Here is a 2,915-nt window from a genome sequence, read left to right on the forward strand (position 1 = left end):
GGCGCGCAGGGCAGTGCGCGCTTCGTCAAACCCATCGACGCCGTCGATCACCAGGATTCGGCGGGGCACAGCGCGCAGCGTATCGGCTGTGTCGAACGCACGCACAGACCGCGGCGTGCAGTCGCCACCCAAAGTGATTACGACGACGGTAGCCACCGGCGTTTCATGAGGCTCCTGTGGTGCTGGTGGCAGGGTCGTTTACCGCGGTGACGGCGATCGGTCGCGGCGCGGATTCGCCAGTATCCGGGACGGCTTGACAGCGCCGAGGCGGCAACTGACCGTCGACGAACTGGCCCTGATAGCCGCCACCGGACAGCAGCAGCGGGCCGACCAGCGGCAGGTACGGCCACAGCGGGACCCGGCTGGCAAACCAGCCGAGCACGGCGTAGGCGGTGTGGCAGCTCAATGGCGGCGCGCGGCACGGTCTGTCGACTCCCCGTTCGCTCTTTCAGGCGCCCTGTTCTCATGTGTCCTGTCTGATGCACCCTGCCTCAGCGCCGCAGTCTCTCAGGCGGACTGTAGAGTTCCGTAGACAAAAGCGATCGTTCCGGAGAATCAGGCCCGAATGTTCATCCTCGTACCACCGTCCGAGGGAAAAACCGCTCCCACCGACGCGGAACCACTCGTTCACGGCTCCCTGGTCCTGCCGGAGCTTACAGCGGTACGCGTTTCGCTGATGAAGGCGCTGAGCAGGTTGAGTTCGGGTTCGCCGACGCGCGCACTCGCGGCGCTGGGACTGAGCGAGGGCCAGCTCGGGGAGCTGACGCACAATCAGCTCGTGGCGACCGCACCTGCGGCGCCTGCGGCCGACGTGTACCGCGGCGTGCTTTATGAGGCGCTTGATCTGCCGGGATTGCGCACGGACGACCCGGAGGCATATCGCCGAGCCCAGGAATCCCTGCTGGTGTTCTCGGGACTGTGGGGCGTTGTACGGCCGCAGGACCGGATCCCGTATTACCGCTGCTCCGCCGGAGTGAAACTGCCGAGAATCGGCTCGGTCACAGCGGTATGGAAGAAGGCGCTGGCCGGACCGCTCGCGGACCTCGCCGGGGAAAAACTCGTGGTCGACCTGCGGTCGACGGGCTACACCGGGATGTGGCGGCCGACCGGCTCGACGGTCACCGTCCGAGTGGTGCACGAGCGTGTAGTCGGCGGCGTGCTCAAGCGAAGCGTGGTGAGCCACTTCAACAAGGCGACAAAAGGACGTCTCGTGCGTGCCCTGCTGGTCGCGGGCGAGGAGCCGAAGACGCCGGAAGAATTCGCCGACGCGCTGCGGGATCTCGGATTCCGCGTCGAGTGCGGCGCAGCGGGGGCAGGGGCGTTGGACGTGGTAGTCGCCGAGCTCTGATCACGCTGCCAGGCGATGCAGCTACACAAACCCGGTATCTATATTTATATATGTCTATAGATGCGCAGTGTCGTTGACGCAGCGCAGGTTGGCGATGCCGTCGCCGTAGTAATCGATGACGCTGAGCGAAGCCGGGGCGAGCTCCATCCGGTGCACCGCGTCGAGCGGCGCGCCGAGTGCCTGGCAGACGAGCGTTTTGATCGGCGTGACGTGCGTGACGATCAGCACCGTCTTTCGCGGGAAGCGGACGATCGTGCGGTCGCGGGCAACGGCGGCACGGGCCGCGACCTGCTCGACGGACTCGCCGCCGGGCGCCGGGACCTTCGGCGAGGACAGGAAATCGGCCAGCTCCTGCGCGTACTGCTCGCGGGCCTCGGCGAACGTCAGCCCCTCGAAGGCGCCGAAGTCCAGCTCCCGGAAGCCGGCCTCCAGCCGCAGCTCCAGACCGACCGCGTCGGCGACGGCGAGCGCGGTCTGCTGAGTGCGGCGCAGCGGCGAGGCGATGATCGCATCAATGCGGCCGTATCGGGGATCGCCGGTGTGGCCCGGCCCTCCGGCCAGCCGCTGCGCGGCAGCATGCGCCTGCGCGAGGCCCTCGGGGATCAGCTCGGGATCGCCGCCGAGCCCCGAGAAGCGCTTCTCGCCGGTCAGCGGCGTCACGCCGTGGCGCAGCAGGAGCAGCCGCGTCGGCGAGCCGAGATCGGCCCAGCCCGCGGCGGGCACGGCCGCACGTTCACCGTGTTCGTCACGGTCGCCGTCGAACAACGAGCCCTGCTCGGCGGACGTCGGGACGGACGCAATGCCTGATGCCGCAATGCCTGATACCACAGGGCCTGATGCGCCGTCAGGGTCGGCTGTGTGCCCGCCGTCACCGGCGGGACCACCCCCCTCAGCGCCTGCGCGACCGCGCGCGCCGCCGAGCGGGGTCTTCGAGCGCCAGACCTCGCCCCGCGCCGCCGCGTCCAACGCCTCGTTGGCCAGCTTGTCGGCGTGCTTGTTCTGGCTGCGCGGCATCCACGCGAACGTGACGCCGTTGACCGGGAACGTCCGCCGCGCGCGCTCGTACAGCGGCTTCATGGCCGGATGCTTGACCTGCCAGCGCCCGGACAGCTGCTCGACGACGAGCTTCGAGTCCATCCGCACTTCGAGCCGCGCGTCCGGGTCGATCTGCCGCGCGGCCTCCAGTCCGGCGATCACGCCGCGGTATTCGGCCACGTTGTTGGTCGCGTGGCCGATCGCCTCGGCCAGCTCGGCGAGCAGCTCGCCGGTGCCCGCGTCCCGGACCACCGTGCCGTAGGAGGCCGCGCCCGGATTGCCGCGCGACGCTCCGTCGGCCTCGACGATCAAGGTGCGCACGGTCGTCACAGCCCCGAATCCGGGGTGCGCACCAGGATCCGGCGGCACGAGTCGTGACGCAGCACGGCATCCGGCGCCGCCGCCTTGACCTCGTTGGCCTCGGCGATGTCCAACTCCAGCCGACAGCCCTCGCAGCGGCGCCGCTTGATCGCGGCAGCCCCTATGCCGCCGTACTGAGCGCGCACCTTCTCGTACAGCGCGACCAGGTCGG

The 2,915-nt window shown here is 69.2% G+C and carries 4 protein-coding genes; 1 reads left to right on the forward strand and 3 read right to left on the reverse strand.

All coding sequences use genetic code 11. The annotated features are described in order from the left end of the window. Positions 1–163 precede the first annotated feature (163 nt). Positions 164–382: a hypothetical protein gene (locus VGS97_RS23910; protein WP_326855881.1), complete on the reverse strand. Its 219-nt coding sequence runs from the start codon at positions 380–382 to the stop codon at positions 164–166. 183 nt (positions 383–565) lie between these two features. On the opposite strand from VGS97_RS23910, the gene VGS97_RS23915 reads away from it, so the two are divergent. Next, positions 566–1,348, forward strand: a complete 783-nt coding sequence (locus tag VGS97_RS23915; RefSeq protein ID WP_326855882.1) for a YaaA family protein — start codon at positions 566–568, stop codon at positions 1,346–1,348. A gap of 54 nt (positions 1,349–1,402) precedes the next feature. Here VGS97_RS23915 and VGS97_RS23920 read toward each other — a convergent pair whose 3' ends face one another. Both VGS97_RS23920 and VGS97_RS23925 read right to left on the reverse strand, forming a co-directional pair. Next, positions 1,403–2,713: a bifunctional RNase H/acid phosphatase gene (locus VGS97_RS23920; RefSeq protein WP_326855883.1), complete on the reverse strand. Its 1,311-nt coding sequence runs from the start codon at positions 2,711–2,713 to the stop codon at positions 1,403–1,405. Beyond that, positions 2,710–2,915, reverse strand: a 206-nt coding sequence (locus tag VGS97_RS23925; RefSeq protein ID WP_326855884.1) for a C4-type zinc ribbon domain-containing protein, incomplete at its 5' end; no start/stop codon positions are given. The genes VGS97_RS23920 and VGS97_RS23925, both read right to left, overlap by 4 nt.

Origin of the sequence: Actinocrinis sp. (genome assembly GCF_035946395.1) — a bacterium.
Lineage (GTDB): Bacteria > Actinomycetota > Actinomycetes > Streptomycetales > Catenulisporaceae > Actinocrinis.